The sequence below is a fragment of the Micromonospora sp. PTRAS2 genome, assembly GCF_054052245.1.
The window spans coordinates 45,564-72,433 of record NZ_JBSWBU010000003.1 but is presented as its reverse complement, the minus strand read 5'-3'; the positions used below and the strand labels follow the sequence as shown (position 1 = coordinate 72,433).

Sequence of the window (26,870 nt, the reverse complement as noted above, 5' to 3'; positions counted from 1 at the left end):
GTGCGGGCGTCCGTCCCGGCCCGGTGCGGGAGCCCGGCCGCCACGCTCAGCCACGGGTCTGCCGGGCCACGTCCCGCACCACGTCGACCAGGCTGCCGGTGCGCGCGAAGACGGCCCGCTGCCGCGCCGCCCCGGTGCCGTGCCGGCGCAGCCCGCCCAGCAGGTCGGTCACCTCGGCCAGGTCGCCGTGCCGCTCCAGCGCGGGGGCGAGCCGCTCGACGAGGGCGTCCAGCAGCTCCCACGCGGGGCGCAGCTCGCCATCGGTCAGGTCGACGCCCGCACCCTCCAGGCCGTCGTGGGCGGCCCGCCAGTGCGCGGCCACCAGCAGGTGGTGGTCGGTGCGGATGGGCGGCCGGCCCTCGGCGATGTCGGTCATCGCGGTCGCCACCAGGGCCCGGACCAGGGCGGCGACCAGCACCGCGTCGTCCACCGAGGGGCAGACGTCGCCGATGCGCAGCTCCACCGTCGGATACTTCGCCGACAGCCGGGCATACCAGTAGAGCATCCCCTCGTCGAGCATCACCCCGCTGGCGATGAGCTGCCGGATCAGCCGCTCGTAGTGCTCGTGCGACTCCAGGTACGGCGTCGGCGCCACCGACGGCCAGCGTTCCCACTCCACCGAACGCCAGCTCGCGTAGCCGGTGTCCACCCCGGCGGAGAACGGCGAGTTCGCGGTGGCCGCGTGCAGGATCGGCAGCCAGGGCCGGACATGGTTGAGCACCTGCACCCCGGTCTCCGCGTCCGGCACCCCGACGTGCACGTGCATGCCGTTGTTGCCGGGCCCCGGCACCAGCAGCCGGAACCGCTCGATCATCCGGTCGAAGCGGGGCTTGTCGACCACCGGCGGCACGGGCCCCTCGACGGGGCCCGTGCCGATCGCCAGCACCCGTACGCCGGCCCGCTCGGCGGCGTCGGCCAGCGCCCGGCGCAGCACCCCGAGGGAGTGCCGGATCGACGACAGCTCCAGCCCCGGCGGGCTGCCGATCTCGATCTGGCTGGTCTGGAACTCCCGCTCCACCTGCCCGCGCAGCTCCGCCGGCACCTGCTCCATGACCAGGTCGACGGCCGGCACGGCGGTGCCGGTGTGCGGGTCGACGAGCAGGAACTCCTCCTCCACGCCGACGGTGAGCAGGTCGGTCCCGCCCTGGGCGGCGTCCCGTTCCCGCTCGGCCACTGACCCGCTCATCGCACTCACCGTCCGTTCCGTGCCGGTCGCGGTACCGCGCCGCGACGTCGACGGCGCATTACCCACCGTGTCGGCGCGGGGAAACGCCCACCCGCGTGTCGGGTGTAAGGAAGGGCCCCCTGTTAACGCTTCCGGTAGAGAAGGGAACCCCTCTCACCGGAGATGTTCGCCGGGTGGACGGCACCTCCTACCCTGGCCGGCGTGACGGGGCTGCTGCTGGCGGTGACGGGGGCGTGGGCGTACGCGCTCACCCACCTGACCCTGCTCGCGGACCGCCCCGCCGAGGTGCTCGCCGGGGCGGCCGTCGCCGCCGTCGTGCTGCTCACCGTGCTGCTCGCCGGGCGGCCCTCCGCGGCGGCCGGCCCGCCGAGGCGGGGCGTCGGCCGGGGCGCGGGCCTGCGCGAACGCGCCCGCCGCCGGGGCGTGCCCCGGCAGGTCGACCCGGACGCCGCCGGTCGTCCCCGCCCCCGCGCGCCGGGCCCGGCCCTCTCGGCCGGGTAGCGCCCCCGGACGCGTCCGCCCCCGCCCGCCCGCCGGGTGGACCAGGGCGGCAGCCCGTCGTCCCCTGTCGCCGCCCGGCCGGTTCCGCCGTGGTCCCTCCCGCCGCGCCCCTCTCCGGGGCCGCAGCCGGGACCACGAGACGTCGTCCGTCCCGCCGCGCCCGCCACGGGCCGGCCGGACACCACCGGAAACCGGACCGAGGGGTCACCATGCTCGCCTTCGCACCACTGCACGCCGCCGTCGGCGTCGCCGCCGACACCGTCACCTGGCTCGCCGGCACCCTGCAGCCGCTGACCGGCGGGGCCGCCACGGCCGCCGCCATCGTCCTGTTCACGATCGCCGTCCGCCTGCTGGTCTCACCGCTCACCCTGGCCCAGGTCCGTGGGGAGCGGCGCCGCGCGGCCCTCGCCCCGCAGGTCCGCGACCTGCAACGCCGGTACGCCGACGACCCCGCCCGCCTGCAGAGCGAGCTGTTCGGGTTGTACCGGTCGGCCGGGGCGAGCCCTGTCGCGGGCTGCCTGCCGGCGCTGCTCCAGGCCCCGTTCTTCCTGGTGATGTACCGGCTGTTCAGCACCGGCGAGGGCAGCACGGGCGGCGGGACCGGCGACGCCGGCGCCGGCCTGTTGGCCGAGCGGCTGGCCGGGGTGCCGCTGGGCTGGCACCTCTCCGACGGGCTGGCCGGTGCGGCGGGCCCGCTGTTCGGGGCGCTGCTGGCGGCGCTGGTGGCGCTGGCCTGGTGGTCGTCGCGGCGGGCCCGGCGCGCGGCGGCGGCCGGCACCGCCCCGAGCGGCACCACCCCGAGCGGCACCACCCCGAGCGGCACCACCCCGAGCGGCACCACCCCGAGCGGCACCACCCCGAGCGGCACCACTGTGGCCGGCGGCGGCACCACGGCCGGGGGCACGGGCACGGCCGGCGGCGGTGCCACGGCCGACGGGGCGGTGCCGGCCGTGCTCGGGCGGGTGCTGCCGCTGCTGCCGTACCTGACCGTGGTGGTGGCGCTGGTGGTGCCGCTGGCGGCGGTGCTCTACCTGGTCACCACGACGGCGTGGACGGCCCTCGAACAGGCGGTGCTGCGTCGCCCGCAGGTTTCCGCCGGCCAGCCCCTGGACAGGAACAGTTAACAGTCCTAATAATAAGCGCCAACGTTGACGGATGTGAATGCCGTCCGGGCGTGGAGGGCTGCATGAGGCGTACCCGAGCACTGATTTTGACCCTGGTGACCGCGTGCGCGGCGACCGTCGGGGCGGCCTGGGTGGCCCTGCCGGCGTTCGCCGCCGGGGCCACCGCGACCTTCGTCAAGACCGCCGACTGGGGCACCGGCTGGGAGGGCAAGTACACGATCACCAACGGCGGGGCCAGCACCCTCTCCGGCTGGGCGGTCACCTTCGACCTGCCGGCGGGCACCACCCTCGGCAGCTACTGGGACGCGCTGCTGACCTCCTCCGGCCAGCGGCACACCTTCACCAACCGGTCCTGGAACGGCACCCTCGCCCCGGGGGCGAGCACCTCGTTCGGCTTCCTCGCCACCGGTTCCGGCAGCCCGGCCAACTGCCAGCTCGACGGCGCCCCCTGCGGCGGCGGCCCCACCCCGACCCCGACCGGCCCCACCACCCCGCCGGCCACCACCGCGCCCCCGACGACCCCGCCGGCCACCACCCCGCCGGCCACGACGCCCCCGCCCACGACCGCCCCGCCCACCGGTGACCTGCCGAAGCACCTGCTCACCGGCTACTGGCACAACTTCGACAACCCGGCGGTCGAGCTGCGGCTGCGCGACGTACCCGCCGAGTACGACCTCGTCGCGGTCGCCTTCGCCGAGGCCACCGCCACCCCCGGGGCGGTCACCTTCGCCGTCGACCCCGGCCTGTCCGCCGCCCTCGGTGGCTACTCCGACGCCGAGTTCACCGCCGACGTGCAGGCGCTGCGCTCGCGCGGCAGGAAGGTGATCCTCTCCGTCGGCGGCGAGACCGGCCGGGTCGCCGTGAACGACGCCGCCTCGGCCACCGCGTTCGCCGACAGCACGTACGCGCTGCTGCGCCGGTACGGCTTCGACGGCGTCGACATCGACCTGGAGAACGGGCTCAACCCGACGTACATGGGCCAGGCGCTGCGCGCCCTGCGGGCCAAGGCCGGCCCGTCCCTGATCATCGCCATGGCGCCGCAGACCATCGACATGCAGTCGCCGGCCGCCGGCTACTTCAAGCTGGCCCTCGACATCCGGGACATCCTCACCGTCGTCAACACCCAGTTCTACAACTCGGGGGCGATGCTCGGCTGCGACCAGAACGCCGCCTACCCCCAGGGCAGCGTGAACTTCATCGTCGCGCTCGCCTGCATCCAGCTGGAGGCCGGGCTGCGCCCCGACCAGGTCGCCCTCGGCCTGCCCGCCGGGCCCGGCGCGGCCGGCGGCGGCATCGTCGCGCCGAGCGTCGTCAACGCCGCCCTCGACTGCCTGGCGAGGGGCACCAACTGCGGCAGCTTCCGCCCGCCGCGCACCTACCCGGGCATCCGGGGCGCGATGACCTGGTCGATCAACTGGGACGTCAGCAACGGCAACGGCTTCGCCCGCACCGTCAAGCCGCACCTGTCCACCCTGCCCTGACCTGCTGCCCCACCCCCACCCCCCGGTCCCTGGAGGCCACTGTGAAACTGCGCGCCCCGACACTGCGTACCCCCCGCGCGGCGACGTTCGCCGCCGCGCTCGCCGCCGCCGTCGTCGCGGCCACCCTCGCGGCCCCGCCGGCCGCGTCGGCGGCCACCGCCGCGTTCGTCAAGACCTCAAGCTGGAGCAGCGGGTACGAGGCGAAGTTCACCGTCACCAACAACACCTCGGTCGGCATCGGCTCCTGGAACGTCCAGTTCGACCTGCCCGCCGGCACCACCCTCGGCTCCTTCTGGGACGCCACGATGAGCGCCTCCGACCAGCACGTCACCGCCGTCAACGCGTCCTGGAACGGCACCCTCGCCCCGGGGGCGAGCACCTCGTTCGGCTTCGTCGTCGCCGGCACCGGCGACCCGACCAACTGCACCGTCAACGGCGGCTCCTGCACCGGCGGCGGCACCCCGTCCGGCCCGGCCACCCCGGGCGGGCTGCGGGTCACCGGCACCACCGCATCGTCGGTGTCGCTGGCCTGGAACGCCGTTTCCGGCGTGACCGGCTACCGGGTGTACGAGGGCAGCGCCGTGCGGGCCACCGTCACCGGCACCTCGGCGACGGTCTCCGGGCTGGCCACCTGCTCCGCGCACAGCTACACCGTCGCGGCGTACAACTCCTCGGGTGAGTCGGCGAAGTCGGCCGCCGTGTCCGCCACCACCTCCGGCTGCACGGGCGGGAACGGGTCGATGGCCGCCGCGCCGTACCTCTACCCGGGCTGGGGCGACCCGCCCGCACCGGCGACGGTCATGGGCGCGACCGGCGTCAAGTGGTTCACCATCGCGTTCGTCCTCTCCGGCGGCGGCTGCACCCCGGCGTGGGACGGCACTGGCCCGCTGACCGGCGGCGCGCACGCCGCCACCATCGCCGCGATCCGGGCGGCCGGCGGCGACGTCATCCCGTCCTTCGGCGGCTGGAGCGGCAACAAGCTGGGCCCGAACTGCTCCTCGGCCAGCGCGCTGGCCGGGGCGTACCAGCAGGTCATCAACGCGTACGGGCTCAAGGCCATCGACATCGACATCGAGAACAGCGACGAGTTCGAGAACGAGGCGGTGCAGGACCGCATCCTCGGCGCGCTGAAGATCGTCAAGCAGAACAACCCGGGGATCAAGACGATCGTCACGTTCGGCACCTCGACCACCGGCCCGTCGTACTACGGCACCCGGCTGATCAACCAGGCCGCCGCACTCGGGGCGAACATCGACACGTTCACGATCATGCCGTTCGACTTCGGCGGCGGCGCGAACATGTACCAGAACACCGTCAACGCCGCCGAGGGGCTGAAGACCGCGCTGAAGAACGCGTTCGGCTGGTCCGACGCCACCGCGTACGCGCACATGGGCATCTCCGGCATGAACGGACTGTCCGACCAGCAGGAGTTGACCTCCCCGGCCACCTGGACGCAGATCCGCGACTGGGCGAAGGCCCGCGGCCTGTCCCGGTTCACCTTCTGGTCGGTCAACCGCGACCGGCCGTGCCCCGGCGGGGGAGTGGTCGCCAACTGCTCCGGCATCGCCCAGGACACCTGGGAGTTCACGAACATCACGGCCCGGTACTGAGCCGCCCGGTACTGAGCCGGGACGGCACGCGCGGACCCGCGCGCGGTCAGCGGCCGGCGGTCACCGACTGCCGGTCGCGCCGCGCGCGGCGGCGGCGCACCTTCTTCGCCGCCCAGCTCACGACCATCACCCCGAACACGGCGAAGATCGCGTAGTTGAACCAGCTGCTGTAGCGGTCCACCTCTTCCCAGCGCGACCCGAGCGCGAAGCCGGCACCCACGATCAGCGCGTTCCACACCCCGCTGCCCAGCGTGGTCAGCAGCACGAACTCGCCCAGCGGCATCCGGTTCGCCCCGGCCGGGACCGACACCAGGCTGCGGACCACCGGGACCACCCGGCCGATCAGCACCGCCCACCGGCCGTGCCGTTCGAACCAGCGGTCGGCCTTCTCCAGGTCGTCGCGGTCGACCAGCGGGATGTGGTCCAGCCACCGCTTCAACCGCTCCTCGCCGAGGGCCGCACCGAGCCAGTAGAGCACCAGCGCCCCGAGCAGCGAGCCGACCGTCGCGGCGGCGACGATCAGCACCACGTTGAACTGCCCCTGCGAGGCGAGGTAGCCGGCCATGGCCAGCACGATCTCGCTGGGGATCGGCGGGATGATGCTCTCCAGGGCCACCAGCAGGGCCACCCCGACCGCGCCGAGCGCCCCGATGACGTCGGCCACCCACCCGGTCAGCCCGGTGAACTGCGACGGTTCGACGTCCTGGGCGAGGGCCATGGGTGTCCTTCCGTGGAGCCGCGGGAGCGGACCTGGGTGGGGCCGCCGGGGGGATCGGGAGGTGTTACCCAGTCTGCGGGCGATCACACCCCCCGGTGACCGGGCCCACCCGAGGGGCTCAGTGCAGGGCGGCGTCCGCCGGGCCCCGCCGCCAGCCGGTGAACGTCACGGCCAGTCCGCCCCGCGTCGGCGAGCAGCAGAACGGCCCGGCCGTCGCCTCGGCGTCCGGCGCGAGCGGGGCCACCCGGACCAGTCGCCACGGCTCGTCGCCCGCGCGGGCCCGCACGGTCAGCGCGTCGCCGGCCCGGCTCACCCGCACGCTCACCGCCCGTCCCGACCACTGGGGCACCGGGGCCACCGACCAGTCGGAGACCTCCCGGGTGACCACCGCGCCGACCTGTAACTCGCCGTCGCTGACCTCGACCCCGGCCTTGACCCAGTTGCGCTCGTCCACCCGGACCAGCACGCCCGCCTGGTCGAACTGCTCGGTGAAGTCGAGCCGGAAGTCGACCTCCACGGCGCTGCCGGACGGCAGCGGGGCGAGCAGGGCCGGGCCGTCGTCGTGCACGAAGCCGTAGCTGGTGTGCCGCCAGAAGTCGCTGCCCGCGCCCGGCTCGACGACCAGCCCGCCGTCGGGCGTCGGCTCGGCCCGCACCGGCCGGTGCAGCCACTCGCCCTGCGCCCAGTCGACGTCGCGCAACCCCGTACCCGATCCGCTGCTCATGCCGGAAACGCTACCGTCCGCCCGACGCGGGCGGCGTTCGCGTTTGCCGGCGGGCCGAATCGGAGAAGGTACGCCGGCATGGGTGACAGGTGGTATTCCGAGGCCGTCGTCTACTGCCTCGACATCGACACGTACGCGGACTCCGACGGCGACGGGGTCGGCGACATCCGGGGCCTCATCGGCCGGCTGGACTACCTGGCCCGGCTCGGGGTCACCTGCCTGTGGCTGCACCCGATCCACCCGTCGCCCAACCGGGACGACGGCTACGACGTCACCGACTTCTACAACGTGGACCCGCGCTTCGGCACCCTCGGCGACTTCGCCGAGCTGCTGCACCAGGCGCAGAACCGGGGCATCCGCGTCATCATCGACCTGGTGGTCAACCACACCTCCGACCAGCACCCGTGGTTCCAGTCCGCCCGGTCGTCGCCCGACTCGCCCTACCGCGACTGGTTCGTCTGGGCCGACCACGAGCCCGCCGACCGGCACCAGGGCATGGTCTTCCCGGGCGAGCAGAACGAGACGTGGACGTACGACCGGACGGCGAAAGCGTGGTACTACCACCGGTTCTACAAGTACCAACCGGACCTCAACTTCGCGAATCCGAAGGTGCGCGCCGAGGTCAAGAAGATCGTCTCGTTCTGGCTCCAGCTCGGCGTCTCCGGCTTCCGGATGGACGCCGTCCCGTTCATCATCGAGCTGACCGAGCCGGGCAACCCCGACTCCCCGAAGGACTTCGAGTTCCTCACCGAGCTGCGCCAGCACGTCCAGTGGCGGCGCGGCGACGCCGTCCTGCTCGCCGAGGCCAACGTGGAGCCCGACGAGCTGCCCACCTTCTTCGGCGACGGCAGCGGCTCCGGCAACCGGATCCACATGCTGTTCGACTTCATGCTCAACGGCCGGCTCATGCTCGCCCTGGCCCGGCGGGACCCGGAGCCGGTCATCGAGGCGCTGCGCGACACCCCGACGCTGCCCACCGGCGGCCAGTGGGCCACCTTCCTGCGCAACCACGACGAGATCGACCTGTCGCGGCTCACCGCCGCGCAGCGCGACCAGGTGTACGCCGAGTTCGGCCCCGAGGAGCACATGCGCATCTACGACCGGGGCATCCGCCGCCGGCTCGCCCCGATGCTCGGCAACGACCGCCGCCGAGTCGAGCTGGCGTACGCGCTCCAGTTCTCGCTGCGCGGCACGCCGGTGCTGCGCTACGGCGAGGAGATCGGCATGGGCGAGGACCTGTCGCTGCCGGGGCGGGAGGCGATCCGTACCCCGATGCAGTGGTCGTTCAAGCCGAACGCAGGCTTCTCCACGGCGGACCCGGAGAAGCTGGTCCGTCCTGTGATCGACTCGGGCGACTACTCGTACGAGAAGGTCAACGTGACCGCCCAGCGCGGTGACCCGCGCTCGCTGCTGTCGTGGTTCGAGCGGATGATCCGGACGCTGCGCGAGGCCCCGGAGATCGGCTCCGGGTCGACCACCCACATCGACGTTCCGATGCCGGCCGGGGTGCTGGCGCACCGGGCCGACGGTCCGACCGGGACGATGGTCTTCCTGCACAACCTCGGCACCGACGACGTGGAGATCGACCTGGGCATGCTCGCCGCCGAGGCGGACCTGCCGCTGGACGTGCTCACCGACCGCCAGTACGGCGAGGTGGGCAAGCTCGACTCCCTGAAGCTCGCCGGCTACGGCTACCGCTGGATCCGGCTCTGCCGCGGCGACACGTTCTGACCTCCGGCCGGTGGGTTACGCTCCCCGGGTCGGGCGTAGGTTACCGGGAGGTAGGCATGTCGGAGGAGCAGCGGGTCGCCATCGTGACCGGGGCCGCGCGGGGGATCGGGGCGGCCACCGCCCGCCGGCTCGCCGCCGACGGCCTGGCCGTCGCCGTGGTCGACATCGACGAGGCGGCCACCGCCGACACCGTCGACGCGATCGTGGCGGCCGGCGGCCGGGCGATCGGCGTCGGCGCGGACGTCGCCGACCGGCCGCAGGTCACCGCCGCCGTCGAGCGGGTCGCCGCCGAGCTGGGCGCACCCACCGTGCTGGTCAACAACGCCGGCGTGCTCCGCGACAACCTGCTGTTCAAGATGACCGACGCCGACTGGGACACCGTCATGGGCGTGCACCTGCGCGGCGCGTTCCTGTTCAGCCAGGCCGCCCAGCAGCACATGGTCGAGGCGAAGTGGGGCCGGATCGTCAACCTGTCCAGCACGTCCGCGCTGGGCAACCGGGGCCAGGCCAACTACGCGGCGGCGAAGGCGGGCCTGCAGGGCTTCACCAAGACCCTCGCCATCGAGCTGGGCCCGTTCGGGGTGACCGTCAACGCGGTCGCGCCCGGGTTCATCGTCACCGACATGACCGCCGCCACCGCCGTCCGGATGAAGGTGGACTTCGAGGCGCTCCAGAAGCACGCCGAGTCGGAGATCCCGGTGCGCCGCGTCGGCCGCCCGGAGGACGTGGCGCACACCATCTCGTTCCTGGTCAGCGAGGGCGCGTCCTTCGTCTCCGGCCAGGTCGTCTACGTGGCCGGCGGCCCGAAGGACTGAGGTGCAAGGAAGGGCCCCTTGTTAACGCTTTCTGCATAGAAGGGCACCCTTCTCACCCCGCCGGCGGGGTGGGGGCGCGTCAGCGGGTGCGGGTGCGCCAGAGCCAGAGCAGGCCGAGCACCGGCAGCACCAGCGGGACATAGCCGTACCCGCTGCCGAACCCGGACCAGACCGTCTCGTCGGGGAACAGCTCCGGGTCGGCGAGGCTGAGCAGGCCCACGCCGACCACCCCGACCAGCTCCACCGAGCAGCAGGCCAGCGCGACCCGTCGGCCCGCGTGCCCGGCGCGGGCCAGCCCCACGGCGGCCACGATGTAGACCAGCGCGGCCAGCGCCGACAGCAGGTACGCCACCGGGGCCTCGGCGAACCGCGTGGCGATCTGCAGGCCCGCCCGGGAGGTCGCGGCGATGGCGAACAGCAGGTACACGGCGATCAGCAGCCGGCCCGGCCCGGTGTTGGTGGCGGGCCGGGCCTCCTCGGTCTCAACCACCGACGACCTCCCAGGTCTGCTGGAGCCGGACCACCACGACCGGCGTGACCACGCAGATCGCGCAGACGATCGCCGAGCCCCACCGGGTCGGCTCCATCCGGGCCAGCACCCAGGCCAGCGGCGGCAGGCAGACCAGCGTCACCAGGTAGCCGAAGAACGCGCCCGGCTCGCCCGGCCGTTCGCCGCCGCCGAGGGCGACCAGCGCCACCACGGCCAGCGCGAGCAGCGCCAGCTCCAGCACGGCCAGGCCGGCGAGCTGCACCCGGTCCGGCGGCCGGTTGCGCACCGCCGCCACCAGCGCCCACCCGGCGAGTACGAGCGACAGCACGATCGTCGCCGTCGCCAGCACCCCGTCCACCGGCGAGCCGGCCGCCGCGCTGGTCATCGACGCCAACGGCGTCGCAGTCTCGGTCACCGGGACAGCCTACTAACCGGCGTAGTACACGCCCCCGGCCCGGTCCGCCCGCAGCTCCGCCCCACGCCCGTCCGCCTCCCGGGCCGGGGTCCGCGTTCCCGTACCCGACGCGTCGGCTGCGCCAAGGCGGGGCGGGCGGCTAGCGTGGATCACGGCTCCGGGCTCGCCGGCGCCGACGACGGACACCGGGGGTGGACCGTGCTGCGGTTCGGCTTGTTCGGCACCGGCCACTGGGCGGCCGAGACGCACGCGGCGGGCATCGGCGCGCACCCCCGCGCAGAGTTGGCCGGCGTCTGGGGCCGCGACCCCGACCGCGCCGCCGAGCTGGCCCGCCGGCACGGGGTGCCCGCGTTCACCGAGGTCGACGCGCTGCTCGACGCCTGCGACGCGGTCGCCGTGGCGCTGCCGCCGGACGTCCAGGCCGACATCGCCGTCCGGGCCGCCACGGCCGGCCGGCACCTGCTGCTGGACAAGCCGCTGGCGCTGACCGTCGCCGACGCCGACCGGGTGGTCGCCGCCGCCGCGCAGTCCGGCGTCGCCTCCGTGGTCTTCTTCACCAGCCGCTTCCAGCCGAACATCGCCGGCTTCATCGCCTCGACCGCCGCCGCGGGCGGCTGGCACACCGCCAGGGCGGTCCGGTTCGCCTCGATCTTCCAGCCCGGCAGCCCGTACGGCGGCTCCCGCTGGCGTCGCGACCGGGGCGCGCTGTGGGACATCGGCCCGCACGCCCTGTCCATCATCCTGCCGGTGCTCGGCCCGGTGACCCGGGTCGCCGCGATGGACGGCCCGCGTGGCCTGGTCCACCTGCTGCTCACCCACTCCGGCGGCGCGACGAGCACGGTTTCGCTGACCCTCGACGCCCCGCCCGAGGCGGTGACGGCCGAGTTCGCCTTCTACGGCGACAGCGGCGTCGAGCCGGTCCCGCCCGGCGACGGCAGCTCGCTGACCGCGTTCGGGGTGGCGATCGACCAGCTTTTGGAGGAGATCGACGCCGGTACCCGGGACCACCGGTGCGACGTGCGGTTCGGCCGCGACGTGGTGGGCGTCCTCGCCGCCGCCGAGACCGCCCGCGCCGAGGGCCGCACCGTCACCGTGCCCGACTGAGACCGCTGCGGCAGCCCGGTGCGTCACAGGACGTCGTAGACATCGCTCCGGTGGCCGAGGTGGGTGTGCCTGGGTGGCCGGCAAATCGGTCGCGTGACCGGGGTCGCCCGGCCTACTCTGCCCGCATGTTCACGCACGCCCTGATCGACGTGGCCGCTTCGCCGGCCGCGTGGGCCCCGCTGCTGGTGGCCCGCCCGCGAGTCCGGCGTCCGGCCCCGGCCGGCCGGGACGCCACCCGCGCCTGATCGCCGCCGGGCGGTTGACGCCGCCCGCGTCCCCCGCGCCGAGGGCCGTCCGAGTCCCCATCCGACCGGACAGGCCCACCCGCCGGCTGCCCGCCGGCCGCCTGTCCGTGCCCGTCGCCGCCGGCGACAGACAGGACGACGACCCATGGCGCCCCGCCGTACCCGTGCCACCGAACGCGACCGGTCCCGTCGCGTACTGTCCCAGAACTTCCTCGCCGACCCGGCCGCCGTCGCGCGGGTCGTCGCGGCGGCCCGCCCCGGCCCCGGCGACCTGCTGCTGGAGGTGGGCGCCGGCCGGGGCCGGCTGACCCGCGCGCTGGCCGCCCGGTGCGGCCGGCTCGTCGCGTACGAGATCGACCCGGTCGCCGCCGCGGACCTGGCCGTGACCTGTGCCGACCTGCCCGGGGTGACCCTGCGCCGGGCCGACTTCCTGGCGGCGGACCCGCCCGCCGAGCCGTTCGCGGTCGTCGGCAACATCCCCTGGTCGCTGACGGCCGCCGTGGTCCGCTGGTGCCTGGCGGCCGACCGGCTGCGCTCGGCGACCCTGCTCACCCAACTGGAGTACGCCCGCAAGCGCACCGGTCACGCCGGCCGGTGGAGCCGGCTGACGGTGCTGACCTGGCCCGGGTACGCGTGGCGGCTCGCCGGCACCGTGCCCCGCGCCGCGTTCCGCCCGGTGCCCCGCGTCGACGCCGGCATCCTGCGCCTCGACCGGCGGGCCGAGCCGCTGCTGCCGCCCGGCGAGTGGCCCGCGTACCGCCGGTTGGTGGAGGTCGGGTTCGGCGGGGTCGGCGGCGGCGTCGCGGCCTCGCTGAGCCGGCACCGCCCCCGCGCCCGGGTCGACGCGGCGCTGCGCGCGGTGCGCCTCGACCGGGACGCCCTGCCCGGCGAGGTCTGGCCGGAGCAGTGGATCACCCTGCACCGGCTGCTCCGCTGAGGGTCACACCCCCGCCGGGTACGTCTCCATCTCGCCGAACGAGGTGAGCGCCGGCAGCGGGCGCACGCCCCGGGTCTCGTCGCACCAGACGAACGCGTCGTAGCGCTCGCCCAGCCGGGTCGGCACGTAGTTGCCCCACGACTCGAAGTTCGGGTCGTACACGACGCCGACCGCGCGGTGGTCGTGCTCCTCGGTGACCCAGCCGGGCTGGTCGGGGCCGCCGAAGACCAGCACCGCCCGCTCCGGCAGCAGCTCGTGCAGCCGCCGCTCGACCGAGCCGGGGCGGGCGGGCGGCACCACCATCTCCTCGGCCGGCGAGCCCCAGCGCGGCGCGGCGACGACCGTGCCCCGGTAGCTGCCGAAGCCGACGAGCACCACGGCGTCCGCGCCGTGCCGTTCGCGGGCGAGCTGGCCGATGTTGACCATCCCGTCGGCGGCCATGTCGGTGGCCCGGGCGTCGCCGACGTGGGTGTTGTGCGCCCACACGATCCCCCGCGAGCTGGGGCCGTGGAAGTCCAGCAGCCGGTCCAGGGTGTCCGCCATGTGGATGTCCCGGACGTTCCACGAGTGCGGACCGCCGCCCATCATCGCCCGGTAGTAGCGCTCCGCGCCGGCCACCACCTCCGCGTTCTGCCAGGCCGAGAAGCGGTCCGGGCCGTCCGCGGTGGCCTGTTCCCGGGTACGCGCCAACAGCCGCACCACCTCCTCCTCGCAGCGGGCCGAGACGAACCGGCTGGCCGCCCCGTACTCCTCGATCCGCCGTCCGTACGGCTCGAAGCACCGGTACGCCTCCTGCGCGGCCTCCAGCGAGGCGGGCTCCTCCTCGCCCAGGTAGTCGAAGATCGCCTGCATGGACTCCCAGAGGCTGTAGACGTCCAGCCCGTGGAAGCCGGCGCGCTGCTGCTGGGGGCGCTCCTGGTTCCAGGCGCGCAGCCAGCGGCAGAAGCGCGCCACCTCGGCGTTGGACCACATCCAGGTCGGCCAGCGGGTGAAGCGCTCCAGCGCGGCCTGCGGGTCGGCGAGCCCGCCGGGGGCGGCGGTGACCGACCGGTGTACGCGCTCGCAGTCCGGCCAGTCCCCCTCGACGGCGACGAAGCGGAAGCCCTGCTCGGCGATGAGCCGCCGGGTCAGCTGCTCGCGGAGGCGGTAGTAGTCGTGGGTGCCGTGCGTCGCCTCGCCGATCATCACGATCCGGGCGCCCCGGATCCGGTCCAGCAGTCCATCGAAGTCGCTCGGCGCGCCGAGCCGCTGTACCAGCATGTCCGCGGCTACCCGGCCCCCGCCGGGACAAACCGCCTGCCGCCCGCGCCCGGCCGGGGGCGCGCGGGGGCATGGAGACGGGCCGAACGGGTAGCCGGCCGGCATGACCGTCAGTGGGGTGGAGTTGCAGGAGTACCTGGCCGGGCTCGACTACCCGGTCTCCCGGGAGGACCTGGTCCGCTGGGGGCAGGAGAACGGGGCCAGCACCGAGGTGTTGCAGATGCTGCACGCGCTGCCGGCGGAGGAGTTCTCCTCCGCGGCGGAGCTGACCGAGGCGCTCACCACGCTCGCGTGAGCGTGCCCGCAGGTGTTTGCAGGGGCCCCCTGTACAACAGAATGCGTTAACAGGGGGCCCCTCCTTGCACAGCTCAGACCTTGGCCGGTTCCTTGTCGGCCAGGTGGGCGCGCAGGCCCTCGCCCTCGACGTCCACGTTGGGCAGGATCTTGTCCAGCCAGCGCGGGATCCACCACGCCGCCGTGTTGAGCAGCGACATCACCGCCGGCACGATGGTCATCCGCACCACGAAGGCGTCGATCGCGACGCCGGCGGCGAGCGCGAAGCCCATCGACTTGATCACCGGATCGTCGAGGAACACGAACCCGCCGAAGACCGAGATCATGATGAGCGCGGCGGCGGTGACGACGCGCGCGCCGTGGCCCATGCCGTTGATCGTGGCCTGGCGCGCGGTGTCGCCGTGCACGTAGTCCTCCCGCATCCGGGAGACCAGGAAGACCTCGTAGTCCATGGCCAGGCCGAACAGGATGCCGATGAGCAGGATCGGCAGGAAGCTGACCAGCGGCCCCGGGGTGTCGAGGCCGACGAGCCCGGCCAGCGTCCCCTCCTGGAACACGGCCACCGTGATGCCGAACGTCGCGGCGACCGTGAGCAGGAAGCCCAGCGCCGCCTTGACCGGCACCAGGACCGACCGGAACACCAGCATGAGCAGCAGGATCGACAGGCCGACGACCAGCAGCAGGTAGACCGGCAGCGCGTCCGAGAGCTTCTCCGACACGTCGATGCCGATCGCGGTCGCGCCGGTCAGCAGCACGTCCGCCCCGTCGACGCCGGCGACCTGGCGGCGGATGTCGTGCACCAGCTCCTCGGTGGCCTCGTCGGTCGGGCCGCTGCGGGGGATCACCCCGAGCAGCGCGGTCCGCCCGGTCGGGTCGGTCTGCGGCGGCGCCACCGCGAGCACCCCGTCCGTGGCCTGGACCAGCTTGGCGACCTGCGGGGCCGCGGCGGCGGTGGCCTGCGGGGAGTCGGACGTGACGACCACCGCGAGGCGGCCGGTGAAGCCGGGGCCGAAGCCCTCCTGGACCAGGTCGTTGTTCACCCGGGCTGGCGAGCCCGCGGCGGCGGTGCTGGCGTCCGGCAGGGCCAGCCGCATGTCGGGGGCGGGCACCGCGAGCAGGCCCAGACCGAGCAGGGCCACCAGGATCACCGGTACGCGCAGCCGGGTGACCAGGTGCGCCCAGCGGAAGCCGAAGCCGGACCGGTCCTCGGCGGTTCCTGAACCGGTCGGCTCCTCGGCCGGTGCCATCCCGTTCGCCGGCGCGGTGCCTGCGGTGCTGCCGGCCCGGCGCAGCCGGCGGGGGAGGACCCGGTGACCGGCGAAGCCGAGCAGCGCGGGGGCGAGGGTGATGGCGACCAGCACGGCGACGGTCACGGTGCCGGCGGCGGCCAGGCCCATGACGGTGAGGAACGGGATGTCCACCACGGCGAGACCGGCCAGCGCGATGACCACGGTGGCCCCGGCGAACACCACGGCGGAGCCGGCGGTGCCGACGGCGCGGCCGACCGCCTCCTCGGGGGAGAGCCCCTCGATCAGGTGCTGGCGGTGGCGGGAGGTGATGAACAGCGAGTAGTCGATGCCGACCGCGAGGCCGAGCATCAGGGCCAGGATCGGCGCGGTGCTGGTCAGCTCGATGGTGCCGGAGAGCGCGAACAGGCCGGCCATGCCGACGCCGACGCCGATCAGCGCGTTGAGCATGGTCATCCCGGCCGCGACCAGTGACCCGAACGTGATGACCAGGACGATCGCCGCCACGAGGACGCCCAGTGCCTCGGTGGAGCCGACCTCCGGCTCGCCGCCGAGCACCTCGCCGCCCGGGGCGATCTGCCAGCCCTTCGCCTCGGCCTGCGCGCCCACCTTCTCGTACGCGTCGCGCTGGGCGTCGGTGACGTCGTCGGCGCGGCCGGCGAACTGCACCTGGATCAGCGCGTACCGGCCGTTGGGGGAGATCGCCTGGGACTGGTACGGGTCCACCGCGCCGACCACCCCGGGCAGGGTGGCCGCCTCCTGGGTCACCTGCTTGACCAGGGCCTGCCCCTCGGGCGTGGCGAGCTGACCGTCCGCCGGTGCCTTGACGGCGATGGTGCCGGTGGCCCCGCTGGCCGCCGGGAACCGCTCGGCGAGCAGGTCGATCGCGCGCTGGGACTCGGTGCCGGGCATGGTGAAGTTGCTCGCCGTCGGGCCGCGCAGCGTCGCCGCGGCGATGCCGAGGCCGACGAGCACGACGAGCCAGACGACGGCGACGAGCCGCCGGTGGCGTAGTGAGGCCCGGCCGAGCCGGTACAACAGGGTCGCCATCAGATCCTTGTCCTCGATCGTGGGTGGGGTCGTCGTGGGTCAAACCGTGGTGGTGGAGCCGTCCTGGGTGGAGCTGCTGCCGGGCGGCGGCGGGTCGGCCGGGGGCACCAGCGCGCGCCGGACGAGGCCGAGCAACGCCTCGCGCAGCTCGTCGTCGTCGAGGTCGTCGAACTCGCCGCAGGTCTCGGCGATCCCGGCGAGCACGACCAGGGCCGCGACCCGGGCGGCCGGGAGCGGCGAGTGGCCGGCGAACGCCGCGACCAGTCGTTCGGAGATCTGCTGCACGTGCGCGAAGGCCGGCTGCTGGAGCAGCACGGGGAACTCGCCGCGCAGCAGCGCGATCTGCCGGCGGAAGCGCACCGCGAGGTCGACGAAGCCCTCGGCGGCCACCCGCTGGGCCCGGTCGCCGCCGAGCCCCGCGATCCGCTCGTCGAGCTCGACCACCGCCGCCAGCTCCGGGGCCATCAGCTCGCTGAGCAGGGCCTCCTTGTTGGCGAAGTGGTAGAGCACGGTGGCCTTCGAGACGCCGACCTCGCGGGCGATGTCCTGCAGTGAGGTGCCCTTGTAGCCGGTGACGGCGAACCGCCGCCCCGCCGCCGCGAGGATCTCCGCGTGTGTCTCCGGTACCGCCCGTGCCATGCCCGGCCACCTCCCGCCCACCAGCATGCCTGACCGATCGGTCAGACCCTGACCGATCGGTCAGAGGAATCGGGTGGCGTTGGCCACAGCGCTGCCCGCCTTCGCGACAGGACCAGGAGCCGGCCGGGGCCGGACCAGGAACCGGCCGGCAGCGACGCCGGACACGGCCCGCTCGAAGAACCGGTACCGCCCCCCGGGTGCCATGATGCGGGGATGACCGAGAACCCATCGACCTCCGTCGAGCACGCGGACGCGCTGCGCGCCCTGCACAAGTCCGGCGACCCGCTGGTGCTGCCCAACGCCTGGGACGCCGGCTCCGCCCGGGCGGTCGTCGCGGCCGGCTTCGCGGCCGTCGCCACCAGCAGCGCCGCCGTCGCCGAGTCCCTCGGGTACGCCGACGGCGAGGCCACCCCGGTCGAGGAGATGTTCGCCGCCGTCGCCCGGATGGTGCGCGCGGTGCCCGTCCCGGTCACCGCCGACCTGGAGCGGGGGTACGGCCTGAGCCCCGCCGAGCTGGTCGAGCGGATGCTCGCCGCCGGGGTCGTCGGGTGCAACCTGGAGGACTCCGACCCGCGCACCGGCGCGCTGTACGACGCCGAGGAGCAGGCCGACCTGCTGGCCGCCGTGCGGGCGGCGGCCGACGCGGCCGGGGTGCCGCTGGTGCTCAACGCCCGCATCGACCTCTACCTGCGCGGTGCCGGCGACCCGGACGGCCGCACCGCCGAGGCGATCCGTCGGGGGCGGCTCTACCGGGCCGCGGGGGCGGACTGCGTCTACCCGATCTTCCTCGCCGAGCCGGAGCGGATCGCGGAACTCGTGTCAGCCGTGGACGCCCCGGTGAACGTCGGCTTCAAGCCGGGCGGGCCGAGCCTGGCCGAGCTGGCCGGGCTGGGCGTGGCCCGGGTCAGCTTCGGCCCCGGCCCGTACCGGGTCAGTCAGGCGCGGATCGCCGGCCTGCTCGACGCCGTCCGCTCCGGCGCCAACCCGTACGCGTAAGGAAGGGCCCCCTGTTAACGCTTTCGGTATAGGAAGGGCCCCTTCCTAACCGGCCGGCCGACTCGTTCCGGCAGCCGTCAGCGGGCCTCGGCGTACGCGGCGAAGCGGTCGACGAGGCCGTGCGGTGCGTCGTCGCGGAAGCAGATCTCCAGGTTCGCGGCGGCCTCCCGGGCGGCTTCCTCGGCGCGGGGGAACAGCGCCCGCTCGTACGCGGCCAGCGCGGTCTCGACGTCGTCGGGGTGGGCGGCGAGGGCCCGGCCGAGTTCGGCGCCGTCGAGCATGGCGAGGTTGGCGCCCTCCCCGGCGAAGGGCGACATGAGGTGGGCGGCGTCGCCGAGCAGGGTGACGCCGGGCACCCGGTCCCAGCGGTGCCCGACCGGCAGCGCGTGGATGGCACGCGGGACCAGGGGGCCGTCGGCGTCGGCGATCAGTGCCCGCAGCTCGGGCGCCCAGCCGGCGAACTGGTCGAGCAGGAAGGACCGGGCGGGGCCGTCGCCCGGCCGCTCGTGCCCCGGGACCGCGCCGGCGTGGTCGACGCTGGCGAGCCGGTCCTCGGACAGCCGCAGGGCGACGTAGACGTGCAGGCTGCCGTCGGGCTCCCGGTGGGCCAGGAAGCCCTTGCCGGGGCCGAGGGCGAACAGCATGCCGGACCCGACGAGCGTGGCCTGCGCGGGGTGCCGGCGGTCGGCGTCGTGCAGGGTGGCCTCGACGAACGACAACCCGGAGTACGTGGGCGCGGCGGCGGAGACCAGCGGTCGGATCCGGGACCAGGCGCCGTCGGCGCCCACGAGCAGATCGGTGGTGGCGGTCCCGCCGTCGGCGAGGGTCAGCTCGTGCCGCCCGTCGCCGAGGGGGCGGGCGGCCGTGACCCTGCCGCCCCAGCGGACGGTGCCCTCGGGCAGGGAGTCCAGCAGCAGCTGGCGCAGGTGGCCCCGGTTGACCTCGGGGCGGTCGCCGTCGCCCTCGTCGGCCTCGTCCAGGTGCGCGGTGCCGTGCCGGTCGAGCACCCGCACGGCCTGCCCGCCGGGGTGGACGAGGCGCAGGAACTGCTCGTGCAGGCCGGCGGCCCGCAGGGCGACCTGGCCGTTGTGCTGGTGGATGTCGAGCATGCCGCCCTGGGTGCGGGCGTCCGGTGCGGCATCCCGCTCGTAGACGGTGGCGGGGATGCCGTGGACGTGCAGGACGCGGGCGAGCGTGAGGCCGCCCAGTCCGCCGCCGACGATGCCGATCGCTGGTGTGCGCACGGGTCTCCTTCAGGTGTGGGTGCTGCCGGTTCGGGCCGACGAACGAGTTCTTGACGAACGCGTTCGACGCGGGCATGGAAAGCCGCCGTGCGGCCGGGGGAGGTCAGTCGCCGCCCCGGCCGGCGGCGAGGCCGTCGAGCAGGGTGCTGAACGCCCACCGCGCCCGCTGTTCGCCGGTGCCGGAGAACAGCTCGTCGCGGGCGCGGTGCAGGTGGGGGTGGTCGCCCGGATCGGCGTCGCGCACGGCCGACACCTGCTGGCGTACCTCGCCGTCGGCGTCGGCCGACCCGTCCCGGGTGCCCTGTTCGGCGGCCGTGGCCGTGGCGTGCTGCAGCAGCAGGTCGACGCCCCACGCCGCCTGCCGCACGGGGATGCCGCCCGCGTGCAGCAGGCCCAGCACCGCATCGACCAGCCGCAGGTAGTGCGGCCCGGAGGGGCGCAGCACCAGCGCCGACCGGGCCAGGCCCGGATGACCCATCAGGATCCGGGTGTACGCGTCGAGCAGGCCGATCACGTCCTCGCGCCAGCACCCGGCGTCGTCGCCGGACGGCAGCGGAAGGTCCGCGATCAGCGCGTCGAGCAGGGCGGCGTGCATCTCGGCCAGGTTGTCGACGTAGACGTACAGCGACGCCGGGCCGGTGTCGAGCTCCGCCGCCAGCCGGCGCATGGTGACCCGCTCCAGGCCCTCCTCGCGCATGACGCGCAGGGCGACGCTCACCACGCCGTCCCTGCTCAGTGGCGGCTTGGCGGGGCGGTCGCGGCGACTCACGGGAACGCGCCGAGGGCTCATGAACGCGATCGTAACGAACGTGTTCGTCGACTGGCAAGGGCGTCCCCGCGACGGGCCGTCCCGGCCGGTCCGCGACGGTGCGGGCGGTGCGGGCCGGAAGCCTTGCTTTCATTGATGAGCTTTGGCATCCTCCACGTGGAAAGCGCTTTCCAGTTCTGGTGTCTCCGGGCGACGCCGGCACCGGCCACGCCTGCGCCCCGGCCGCACGCTGTCGATCGACGGCGCGCCGGCCGTGCGCCCGGCCGGCCGACCCCGGGCATCCCGTCCCACGACCAGTTCGATCCCCTGGAGACCCCCATGCGCCTCAGCTCCATGATCGCCGCGACCGGCCTGCTGGCCGGCGCGCTCGTCGTGCTACCCCAGGCGGCGCAGGCCGCCCCCGTCCGGTACGAGGCCGAGACCTCCCCGGCGGTGTGCACCGGCACCGTCGACGCGGACTGGGCCGGCTACTCCGGCAGCGGCTTCTGCAACGCCACCAACGCCGTCGGCGCGTACGCCCAGTTCACGGTGACCGCCGCCGCTGCCGGCGCGGCGACGGTGCAGATCCGGTTCGCCAACGGCGCCACGACGGTCCGGTCGGCGGACCTGGTCGTCAACGGCGCGACCGTGCAGAACCTCGCGTTCGAGGGCACCGGCGCCTGGAGTACGTGGGTGACCAGGACGGTGTCGGTGAACCTGACCGCCGGCAGCAACACCGTCCGGCTCACCCCGACCGTCTCGGCCGGCCTGCCCAACGTGGACTACCTCGACGTCGACGCGGGCACCACGACGCCGCCCCCGGCGACGAACGCGCTCTACGTGGCCACCAACGGCGACGACGGCAACCCGGGCACCCTGGCCGCCCCGCTGCGCAGCATCCAGCGCGCGGTCGACCTCGCCCAACCCGGCCACACCATCTACCTGCGCGGCGGCACGTACGCCCCGAGCACCAACCTCCAGCTGCTCAAGAACGGCACGTCGAGCCAGCCGATCACCATGCGCAACTACGGCGCCGAGCGGGTGGTCATCGACGGCGAGAACATGCCGCACACCCCCGCGCCGGTGGGCGGCAGCATCCCCCGCGCCGAGCGGGGCGCGATCCACATCGAGGGCGACTGGTGGCGGCTCGTCGGGCTGGAGATCGTCCACGGCCCGTACGCGGTGTTCGCGCTCGACGTCAACAACGTCGTCTTCGACCGCCTGGTGACCCGGGACAACTACGAGTCGGGCATCCAGATCCAGGGCGCGTCGAGCAACAACCAGGTCGTCAATCTCGACTCGTACGGCAACCGTGACCCCCGTAAGAACGGGGAGAGCGCCGACGGCCTGGCCATCAAGGAGGGCTCCGGCACCGGCAACGTGGTGCGGGGCGCCCGGCTGTGGAACAACTCCGACGACGGGCTGGACTTCTGGATGTTCGAGTCGCCCATCCTGCTGGAGAACAGCCTGGCCTGGGGCAACGGCTTCAACCGCTGGAACCTGCCGGACTACACCGGCGACGGCAACGGCTTCAAGCTGGGCGGCAACGGCGTGGCGGCCAACCACACCGTGCGCAACAGCATGGCGTGGGGCAACGCCGTCGGCGGCTTCATCGACAACAACAACCCCGGCCGGCACACCATCGACCACTGCACCGCGTGGAACAACCCGGGGACCGGCTTCGACTTCAGCCGGTCCAGCAGCACGCTGACGAAGAACCTCGCCGTGGCCAACGGCACCGCCGCGTCGCTGGGCTCGACCTCCACCGGCAGCGGCAACTCGTGGAACATCGGCGGCACCTGGTCGCTGGCCAGCACCGACCCGGGCACGATCACCGGGCCGCGCACCTCCGACGGCTCGATCCCGTCGTCGACCTTCCTGCGCCCGGCCAACGGCGCCGACGTCGGCGCCCGCTTCTAGCCGACAGGAGAAGGCCGCAGACACGACGAAGGCCGCTGACCTGATCGATCCTGGTCAGCGGCCTTCGTGTTGCTCATCCGAGGTGCCCCCGGCAGGATTCGAACCTGCGCCCCCGCCTCCGGAGGGCGGTGCTCTATCCCCTGAGCTACGGGGGCTCAGCGACGGGAGAAGACTAGCAAACGTCCCCACCGAACGCCGAATCGGTATCCGGCCCGGCGGGTCAGGCCGCGATCGCCCGTCCGCAGCTCGGCAACGGGTGCAGCGCGATCCGCCGGGGCAGCCGGCGCGGCCACTCGTTCTTCGGCCAGGAGCCGTCGACGATGACGTGCACCGGGTTCTCCTCGGCCCCGCTGAGCCGCAGCACGAAGTCGCGGGGCAGCGGCGGGTCGACCGACGGGGTGGTGATCATGAAGCGGACCCGGCCCCGGGACGACACGGCGGAGACCACGTCGGCCGCCGGCATCGTGCCGCGCAGCCGCACCCGGCCCAGCCAGTAGACCTCGGCGAGGTGCTCCTGGGCGGCCCGGGTGATCGCCGGGTACTCCAGGCGTACCCAGCGCTCGACCGCGCCGACGCAGAGCCCGCAGGCGCGCTCGCGCGGCTCGCGCGGACCCAACCCCCAGGCCCGCAGGTACGCCCCGACGGCGCCCCCGTCGGCCCTGGGGTCGAAGCGGCGCTGGACGAGCGTGGTGAGGCTCTGCCGCGTCCACAGCTCCTCGTCCAGGCCGAACTCGTCGGGGTGGACGCCGCGCAGGACGTCGATCAGCTCCAGTTCCTGTTCGCGGCTGAGGGCTCCCGGCTCGCCCTGCCGCTGTCCGCGACGGACGGCTGCCACCGTCCCGTCACCGCCGATGGTGTGGCGTCGGCACCAGCTGGTGACCGAACGCCGTGCGTCTCTGAGTGCAACCCCCACGTCCTGCGCAACGAGCCCGAATCGCAACTGGTCACGATATGTGGGTAGAAAACTCTCTCAAGCTGGCCAAAGGGTCGGATGGCTTCTAAACGGACATGGCTGGCTGGCGGAACGTGAGCGGACACGGGAAAGGCCCGCGCCGTCGCCGGGTTCGGCGGGGCGCGGGCCTTCCGGTGCCGGGGCCCGGCGGGTCAGCCCTTCGCGAGCCGGTCGCGCGCGGCCGTGAGGTTGGTCAGGTCGGTCTGCTGCGTGTTCTTCATCGTCTGGGCCACCCGCACGACCTCGGGGTCGTCGCTGGCGTCCAGGATCCCGTCGATCATGTGGACCCCGCCCAGGTGGTGCTGGATCATCAGCTCCAGGAAGAGGACGTCCTTCTCCCGGCCCCGGGGGGTGTCCCGCAGCTTCGCCATCTGCTCCGGGGTGGCCATCCCCGGCATCAGGCCGTTCTTCATCGACGCCGTGCCGTCGGGCATCCACGCCATCCGCGGCTGCGACCCGGTCGGGTCGAGCCCCCAGGAGCGCAGCCACGTCTGCATGGTGCCGATCTCGCCCTGCTGGCCGGTGGCGATGTCGCCGCCGATGCTGACCACCTCGGCGTCGGTGCCCTGCTGGAACGCGATCAGCCCCATCTCCACCGCCTGGGCGTGGTGGGTGGTCATGTCCCGGGCGAAGCCCGCCTCCGCCGAGGCGTCGCCCGGCCGGGTGAGTTTCGGCGTGAGCAGGCCGCCCGCGTACCCGAGGAGGAGGCCGACCACGACGGCGGCGACCACCGCGAGCGTGCCGAACCGGCGCGCGGTCGTCGGCCCGCCGTCGCCATCGGCCGCCGGGGCCTCGGCCGTGTCGGGTTCCGTCGTCGTGGGTGCGGTCATCGGGGTCCTCGTCCCTGGCGGTGTCGGGTCACTGGGTGGGCATCGGGGTGCCGTCACGCGGCGTGGTGCCGGTGGCGGTGATGCCCGGCTCGCCGCAGTTGGCGGTGGGACCCTCGATCGACGCGTTCACCCGCAGCGTCTTGATGAACTCGTCGATCCGGCTGTCGTCGGCGTTGTCGACCTTGAGCTGGTAGCCCCACGCCTGGAGGGAGATCGGCTTGTCCTGCCCCTCGAACGGGCTGAGCATCAGCTTTTCCTGGCCCTCGACCTTGCTCTTGAGCTTGGCCACCTGGTCGGCCGGCAGGTCCGGGCGGTAGGTGATCCACACCGCGCCGTGCTCCAGGCTGTGCACCGCGTGCTCGTTGGCGATCGGGGCGTCGTAGACGTTGCCCATGCAGTTCTGCCAGGTCGCGTTGTGCGGGCCGGCCACCGGCGGGGACTGCGCGTACTTGATCGAGCCCTGCTGGTGGTTGCTGCCCTTGACCAGATCCGGGTCCGTCTTGCGGAAGTTGACGATGCCGCTGATGTCGGCGGCCCGGTCCTCCCACGGCTTGGAGCCCTGGAACGTCGCCCAGGCGCCGAAGCCGATGATGGCGACGGCGAGCACGCCGACCGCGGTGAACAGCGCGATCGGGCCCCACGAACGGCCCTGGCTCACCTTCACCGGTGCGATCGGCTTGCGGGGGCCCTTGCCCTTGCCGCCCGCCGAGGGGCGTGGGGCGTCGCCCGTCGACTTGCCGGCCCCGGCCTTGGCGCCGGCCGCCGGCCGGCCCGCCCCCGGCTTCTTGCCGGTGGTGACCACGGTCGGACGGCGCTCCGGGCCGCCCGGGGTGCTGATGCTCATCGTGCCTCGTCAGGTCGGTCGGTCAGAGTGGGTGGCGGACGGTGTTCACGCGCAGGGTGGCCGCCGAGTGACCGAGTCTACCCCCGATAACATGGTTCGGTGACTCCCGCAGAACTGGCCGAGGTCGTCCTCTCCGCAGCCCACGCAGTCTTCGCCGACCGGGGCCTGGACAGCTCCGCGCTCCCGGGGCGCACCGCCGTCGAGCGACCGCGCAACCCGGAGCACGGCGACTACGCCTCGACGCTCGCCCTCCAGCTGAGCAAGAAGGTGGGCGTGCCGCCGCGCGAGCTGGCCACGGCGCTGGCCGAGCAGCTCGGCCGGGCCCCCGGGGTCAAGTCGGTGGAGATCGCGGGGCCGGGCTTCCTCAACATCCGGCTCGACGCCGCCGCCGCCGGCCAGCTCGCCCGATCGATCGTCGAGGCCGGCCCGGCGTACGGCACCGGCACGGCCCTCGCCGGCCAGAAGATCAACCTGGAGTTCGTCTCGGCCAACCCGACCGGCCCGGTGCACATCGGCGGGGTCCGCTGGGCCGCCGTCGGCGACGCGTTGAGCCGGCTGCTGCGCGCGACCGGCGCCGACGTGGGCACGGAATACTACTTCAACGACGCCGGCTCCCAGATCGACCGGTTCGCCCGGTCCCTGCTGGCCGCCGCGAAGGGCGAGCCCGCCCCGGAGGACGGCTACGGCGGCGCGTACATCGCGGAGATCGCCACCGAGGTCCGCAGCCGCCGGCCCGACGTGCTGGAGCTGGGCGACGCCGCCGCGGAGGAGGTGTTCCGGGCCGAGGGCGTCGCGTTGATGTTCGAGGAGATCAAGTCCTCGCTGCGCGACTTCGGGGTGGAGTTCGACACCTACTTCAACGAGAAGGACCTGCACGACCGGGGCGAGCTGGACCACGCCCTGGCCCGGCTGCGCGAGCAGGGCCACCTCTACGAGGCCGACGGGGCCACCTGGCTGCGCACCACCGACTTCGGCGACGACAAGGACCGGGTGCTGCGCAAGTCCAACGGCGAGTGGACGTACTTCGCCGCCGACTGCGCGTACTACCTCGACAAGCGCGAGCGCGGCTTCGACCGCGTGGTGATCATGCTGGGCGCCGACCACCACGGCTACATCGGCCGGATGAAGGCCATGTCCGCCTGCTTCGGCGACGACCCCGCCGTCAACCTGGAGATCCTGATCGGCCAGCTCGTCAACCTGGTCCGCGACGGGCAGCCGGTGCGGATGAGCAAGCGGGCCGGCACCGTGGTCACCCTGGAGGACCTGGTCGACGCGATCGGCGTCGACGCCTCCCGGTACGTGCTGGCCCGCTACTCCAGCGACTCGCCGATCGACATCGACGTGGAGCTGTGGACCCGGGCGACCCGCGACAACCCGGTCTACTACGTGCAGTACGTGGCGGCGCGCACCGCCAGCGTGGGCCGCAACGCGGCCGAGGTGGGGCTGACCCGGGGCGACGGCGAGGCGTTCCGCCCCGAGCTGCTCTCCCACGACAAGGAGAACGACCTGCTCAAGGCGCTCGCCGAGTTTCCCGCCGTGGTGGCCACCGCCGCCGAGCTGCGGGAGCCGCACCGGGTGGCCCGCTACCTGGAGGAGCTGGCCGGGGCGTACCACCGGTTCTACGACAACTGCCGGATCCTGCCGCGCGGCGAGGAGGAGGTCACCGACCTGCACCGGGCCCGGCTCTGGCTCAATGACGCCACCCGCACGGTGATCGCCAACGGGCTGCGCCTGCTGGGCGTGTCCGCCCCCGAGAGGATGTGAC

25 protein-coding genes and 1 tRNA gene are annotated in these 26,870 nt (G+C 73.9%); 12 read left to right on the top strand and 14 right to left on the bottom strand.

Annotated elements, in window-relative coordinates:
- Nucleotides 1-46: 46 nt before the first annotated feature.
- Nucleotides 47-1,195: a carboxylate-amine ligase gene (locus ACVMYR_RS11100; protein ID WP_431894112.1), complete on the bottom strand. Its 1,149-nt coding sequence runs from the start codon at nucleotides 1,193-1,195 to the stop codon at nucleotides 47-49.
- A gap of 192 nt (nucleotides 1,196-1,387) precedes the next feature.
- Between ACVMYR_RS11100 and ACVMYR_RS11095 the strand changes: the two genes are divergently transcribed.
- The 4 genes from ACVMYR_RS11095 (at nucleotide 1,388) to ACVMYR_RS11080 (ending at nucleotide 5,902) form a co-directional block, all read left to right on the top strand.
- Nucleotides 1,388-1,687 carry a DUF6412 domain-containing protein gene (locus tag ACVMYR_RS11095; RefSeq protein WP_431894110.1) on the top strand — a complete coding sequence of 100 codons (300 nt, stop codon included), beginning with the start codon at nucleotides 1,388-1,390 and terminating at the stop codon, nucleotides 1,685-1,687.
- Between the two features lie 209 nt (nucleotides 1,688-1,896).
- A complete protein-coding gene (locus tag ACVMYR_RS11090) occupies nucleotides 1,897-2,811 on the top strand; it encodes a YidC/Oxa1 family membrane protein insertase (protein WP_457121774.1) in 915 nt (304 codons plus the stop codon).
- A gap of 62 nt (nucleotides 2,812-2,873) precedes the next feature.
- Complete coding sequence (locus tag ACVMYR_RS11085; protein ID WP_457121773.1) at nucleotides 2,874-4,292, top strand: chitinase; 1,419 nt, start codon at nucleotides 2,874-2,876, stop codon at nucleotides 4,290-4,292.
- Between the two features lie 41 nt (nucleotides 4,293-4,333).
- Nucleotides 4,334-5,902, top strand: a complete 1,569-nt coding sequence (locus ACVMYR_RS11080; protein ID WP_457121772.1) for a cellulose binding domain-containing protein — start codon at nucleotides 4,334-4,336, stop codon at nucleotides 5,900-5,902.
- A 46-nt stretch (nucleotides 5,903-5,948) separates the two neighbouring features.
- Here the strand turns inward: ACVMYR_RS11080 and ACVMYR_RS11075 are convergent, their stop codons facing one another.
- Both ACVMYR_RS11075 and ACVMYR_RS11070 read right to left on the bottom strand, forming a co-directional pair.
- Nucleotides 5,949-6,620, bottom strand: coding sequence for a DedA family protein (locus tag ACVMYR_RS11075; protein WP_457121771.1), 672 nt, complete (start codon nucleotides 6,618-6,620; stop codon nucleotides 5,949-5,951).
- 118 nt (nucleotides 6,621-6,738) lie between these two features.
- A complete protein-coding gene (locus ACVMYR_RS11070; protein ID WP_077938505.1) occupies nucleotides 6,739-7,344 on the bottom strand; it encodes a DUF1349 domain-containing protein in 606 nt (201 codons plus the stop codon).
- Nucleotides 7,345-7,422: 78 nt separating this feature from the next.
- Here ACVMYR_RS11070 and ACVMYR_RS11065 point away from each other — a divergent pair, with 78 nt between their 5' ends.
- The gene (locus ACVMYR_RS11065) at nucleotides 7,423-9,075 is read left to right on the top strand and encodes an alpha-amylase family protein (protein ID WP_457121770.1); all 1,653 of its coding nucleotides are present in this window, start codon (nucleotides 7,423-7,425) and stop codon (nucleotides 9,073-9,075) included.
- Between the two features lie 56 nt (nucleotides 9,076-9,131).
- Nucleotides 9,132-9,890, top strand: a complete 759-nt coding sequence (gene fabG, locus ACVMYR_RS11060; RefSeq protein ID WP_457121769.1) for a 3-oxoacyl-ACP reductase FabG — start codon at nucleotides 9,132-9,134, stop codon at nucleotides 9,888-9,890.
- Nucleotides 9,891-9,969: 79 nt separating this feature from the next.
- On the opposite strand, the gene ACVMYR_RS11055 is transcribed toward fabG, so the two are convergent.
- The gene (locus tag ACVMYR_RS11055) at nucleotides 9,970-10,380 is read right to left on the bottom strand and encodes a hypothetical protein (RefSeq protein ID WP_431894101.1); all 411 of its coding nucleotides are present in this window, start codon (nucleotides 10,378-10,380) and stop codon (nucleotides 9,970-9,972) included.
- A complete protein-coding gene (locus ACVMYR_RS11050; RefSeq protein WP_043965988.1) occupies nucleotides 10,373-10,765 on the bottom strand; it encodes a hypothetical protein in 393 nt (130 codons plus the stop codon). The genes ACVMYR_RS11055 and ACVMYR_RS11050 overlap by 8 nt, the downstream gene beginning before the upstream one ends.
- Before the next feature lie 228 nt (nucleotides 10,766-10,993).
- Between ACVMYR_RS11050 and ACVMYR_RS11045 the strand changes: the two genes are divergently transcribed.
- Both ACVMYR_RS11045 and erm read left to right on the top strand, forming a co-directional pair.
- Entirely contained in the window at nucleotides 10,994-11,899 is a 906-nt protein-coding gene (locus ACVMYR_RS11045) for a Gfo/Idh/MocA family protein (protein WP_457122039.1), read from the top strand.
- Nucleotides 11,900-12,289: 390 nt separating this feature from the next.
- Nucleotides 12,290-13,081, top strand: coding sequence for an ErmE/ErmH/ErmO/ErmR family 23S rRNA (adenine(2058)-N(6))-methyltransferase (erm, locus tag ACVMYR_RS11040; protein WP_077938509.1), 792 nt, complete (start codon nucleotides 12,290-12,292; stop codon nucleotides 13,079-13,081).
- A gap of 3 nt (nucleotides 13,082-13,084) precedes the next feature.
- Here erm and ACVMYR_RS11035 read toward each other — a convergent pair whose 3' ends face one another.
- Entirely contained in the window at nucleotides 13,085-14,341 is a 1,257-nt protein-coding gene (locus ACVMYR_RS11035) for an erythromycin esterase family protein (protein WP_457121768.1), read from the bottom strand.
- 103 nt (nucleotides 14,342-14,444) lie between these two features.
- Here ACVMYR_RS11035 and ACVMYR_RS11030 point away from each other — a divergent pair, with 103 nt between their 5' ends.
- Nucleotides 14,445-14,636, top strand: coding sequence for a DUF2795 domain-containing protein (locus ACVMYR_RS11030; protein WP_077938511.1), 192 nt, complete (start codon nucleotides 14,445-14,447; stop codon nucleotides 14,634-14,636).
- A gap of 73 nt (nucleotides 14,637-14,709) precedes the next feature.
- Here ACVMYR_RS11030 and ACVMYR_RS11025 read toward each other — a convergent pair whose 3' ends face one another.
- A complete protein-coding gene (locus ACVMYR_RS11025; RefSeq protein ID WP_457121767.1) occupies nucleotides 14,710-16,932 on the bottom strand; it encodes an MMPL family transporter in 2,223 nt (740 codons plus the stop codon).
- A 39-nt stretch (nucleotides 16,933-16,971) separates the two neighbouring features.
- Nucleotides 16,972-17,571, bottom strand: coding sequence for a TetR/AcrR family transcriptional regulator (locus ACVMYR_RS11020; protein WP_457121766.1), 600 nt, complete (start codon nucleotides 17,569-17,571; stop codon nucleotides 16,972-16,974).
- A gap of 213 nt (nucleotides 17,572-17,784) precedes the next feature.
- On the opposite strand from ACVMYR_RS11020, the gene ACVMYR_RS11015 reads away from it, so the two are divergent.
- Nucleotides 17,785-18,567 (top strand): isocitrate lyase/PEP mutase family protein, encoded by a 783-nt coding sequence (locus ACVMYR_RS11015; protein WP_091276833.1) that lies wholly within the window; start codon nucleotides 17,785-17,787, stop codon nucleotides 18,565-18,567.
- A gap of 77 nt (nucleotides 18,568-18,644) precedes the next feature.
- Here ACVMYR_RS11015 and ACVMYR_RS11010 read toward each other — a convergent pair whose 3' ends face one another.
- On the bottom strand, nucleotides 18,645-19,811 hold the full coding sequence (locus ACVMYR_RS11010) for an FAD-dependent oxidoreductase (protein ID WP_457121765.1): 1,167 nt from the start codon (nucleotides 19,809-19,811) through the stop codon (nucleotides 18,645-18,647).
- Between the two features lie 103 nt (nucleotides 19,812-19,914).
- Nucleotides 19,915-20,601, bottom strand: a complete 687-nt coding sequence (locus ACVMYR_RS11005) for a TetR/AcrR family transcriptional regulator (protein WP_457121764.1) — start codon at nucleotides 20,599-20,601, stop codon at nucleotides 19,915-19,917.
- A 297-nt stretch (nucleotides 20,602-20,898) separates the two neighbouring features.
- On the opposite strand from ACVMYR_RS11005, the gene ACVMYR_RS11000 reads away from it, so the two are divergent.
- Nucleotides 20,899-22,479, top strand: coding sequence for a right-handed parallel beta-helix repeat-containing protein (locus tag ACVMYR_RS11000; RefSeq protein ID WP_457121763.1), 1,581 nt, complete (start codon nucleotides 20,899-20,901; stop codon nucleotides 22,477-22,479).
- Nucleotides 22,480-22,562: 83 nt separating this feature from the next.
- On the opposite strand, the gene ACVMYR_RS10995 is transcribed toward ACVMYR_RS11000, so the two are convergent.
- The 4 genes from ACVMYR_RS10995 to ACVMYR_RS10980 all read right to left on the bottom strand — a co-directional run bounded on the left by ACVMYR_RS10995 (nucleotide 22,563) and on the right by ACVMYR_RS10980 (nucleotide 25,105).
- Nucleotides 22,563-22,634: transfer RNA gene (locus ACVMYR_RS10995), tRNA-Arg, on the bottom strand.
- Between the two features lie 65 nt (nucleotides 22,635-22,699).
- Nucleotides 22,700-23,392 (bottom strand): winged helix-turn-helix domain-containing protein, encoded by a 693-nt coding sequence (locus ACVMYR_RS10990; protein ID WP_457122038.1) that lies wholly within the window; start codon nucleotides 23,390-23,392, stop codon nucleotides 22,700-22,702.
- 191 nt (nucleotides 23,393-23,583) lie between these two features.
- Complete coding sequence (locus tag ACVMYR_RS10985; RefSeq protein ID WP_077938518.1) at nucleotides 23,584-24,261, bottom strand: DUF305 domain-containing protein; 678 nt, start codon at nucleotides 24,259-24,261, stop codon at nucleotides 23,584-23,586.
- Between the two features lie 28 nt (nucleotides 24,262-24,289).
- Nucleotides 24,290-25,105, bottom strand: a complete 816-nt coding sequence (locus ACVMYR_RS10980; RefSeq protein WP_457121762.1) for a DUF3105 domain-containing protein — start codon at nucleotides 25,103-25,105, stop codon at nucleotides 24,290-24,292.
- A gap of 99 nt (nucleotides 25,106-25,204) precedes the next feature.
- On the opposite strand from ACVMYR_RS10980, the gene argS reads away from it, so the two are divergent.
- Nucleotides 25,205-26,869 carry an arginine--tRNA ligase gene (gene argS, locus ACVMYR_RS10975; RefSeq protein WP_077938520.1) on the top strand — a complete coding sequence of 555 codons (1,665 nt, stop codon included), beginning with the start codon at nucleotides 25,205-25,207 and terminating at the stop codon, nucleotides 26,867-26,869.
- The last annotated feature ends 1 nt before the right edge of the window (nucleotide 26,870 follow it).